The following is a 1,403-nucleotide window of genomic DNA, read 5'->3' as shown; positions in this document are numbered from 1 at the left end:
ACGAAGAACGGCGTCAGCCCGCCGACGATCGACGGGAACGTCGTGGACCGGGCCATCAGGTAGTTCTCGTGCGAGCCGTAGCTCGCGCCCTTGCCGTCGACGTTGTTCTTGTAGAGCTGCAGGCGCGGGGACCCGGGCACGGTCGCGGCGCGGTTCGCGGCCTCGAGCATCACCCGTTCGCCGGCCTTGTCCCAGACCACGACGTCGCGCGGGCTGAGCACCTCCGGCGTCGAGTACTCCGGGTGCGCGTGGTCGACGTAGAGCCGGGCGCCGTTGGTCAGGATGACGTTCGCGGCGCCGAGATCGTCGAGGTCGGTGTCGAGCTGCGGGGCCAGGCTCGGCGCCGACAGGTCGAACCCGCGCGCGTCGCGCAGCGGCGACTCCACCTCGTAGTCCCAGCGGGCACGGCGGTTGCGCGGGACGTCGGCGGCCGCGGCGTAGGCCAGGACCACCTGCGTCGACGTGACGACCGGGTTGGCCGTGGGGTCCCCGGGCACCGCGATGCCGTACTCGATCTCGGTGCCCATGATCCGGCGTGCGGTCATGCTGCCGCCTCCCCCTGCGAGTGCATCCGCCGAGACTAACCGCCATCGCGCACCGCGCGCCCCGAGCACGCCGGTGGATCCGGCCACGTCGCGCCGCCTGCGATGCGATGATCCGGCCCGTGCCCGACCCCGCCCTGGAACGCATCGCCGTGTACGACGCGAAGGGCCGCGTGGTCGGCGAAGCCGCGCGCGGCGAGGTCTACGCCCGCTCGCTCTGGCACGGCACCGCCGCCACGCTCCTGCGCAGCACCGACGGCCGTCGCGTGTACGTGCACCGGCGCACCGACGACAAGCTGGTCATGGCCGGGCTGCACGACTGCTGGGCCGGCGGGGTGATCGATGCCGGGGAGAGCCCGGACGACGCCGCGGAGCGCGAGCTGGCCGAGGAGCTCGGCATCAGCGGGGTGCCCCTGCAGCACCTGTTCACACTGGGCTGGGACTCCTGCGCCGAGGGCACGGACACCGGGCCCGGCACCGGCCCGCACGGCCTGCGCGCCCACGTGTTCGCCTACCAGGCCTTCTCCGACGGCCCGGTCACACACCAGGCGAGCGAGATCGCCGAGGGCGGCTGGATGGAGGTCGAGGAGCTGCGCACGCGCCTGGCCGACCCGTCCTGGCCGTTCGTGCCCGACGGACGCGCCGCCGCCCGGAGGTGGCTGAACAGCAGGTTTACGGACGGGTAACATACGTCACCCGAGCCGGTGTCTGGATCGGTTAACACGCGGCGGGTCGCGGGACGACACCCCCGGAAGGGCCCACCGTCGGGACCTCACCCATCGTCGTCGTCGCACCGTCCGCGGCAGTCCCGCAGGACGCAGGAGAACCACCATGGTCAGCATCTCGGTCTCGGCCCGCTCC

The 1,403-nt window shown here is 72.8% G+C and carries 2 protein-coding genes; one reads left to right on the top strand and one right to left on the bottom strand.

Annotation, left to right across the window (positions count from 1 at the left end):
- On the bottom strand, nt 1–545 hold a 545-nt coding region (locus I4I78_RS32375; RefSeq protein ID WP_218615312.1), incomplete at its 3' end, for a proteasome accessory factor PafA2 family protein.
- 119 nt (nt 546–664) lie between these two features.
- On the opposite strand from I4I78_RS32375, the gene I4I78_RS32370 reads away from it, so the two are divergent.
- Entirely contained in the window at nt 665–1,228 is a 564-nt protein-coding gene (locus tag I4I78_RS32370; RefSeq protein ID WP_308252485.1) for an NUDIX domain-containing protein, read from the top strand.
- The last annotated feature ends 175 nt before the right edge of the window (nt 1,229–1,403 follow it).

This window comes from Pseudonocardia sp. KRD291 (genome assembly GCF_019263595.1).
Lineage (GTDB): Bacteria > Actinomycetota > Actinomycetes > Mycobacteriales > Pseudonocardiaceae > Pseudonocardia.
The sequence above is the reverse complement of the archived record's forward strand: the minus strand, read 5'-3'. Positions and strand labels throughout refer to the sequence as shown.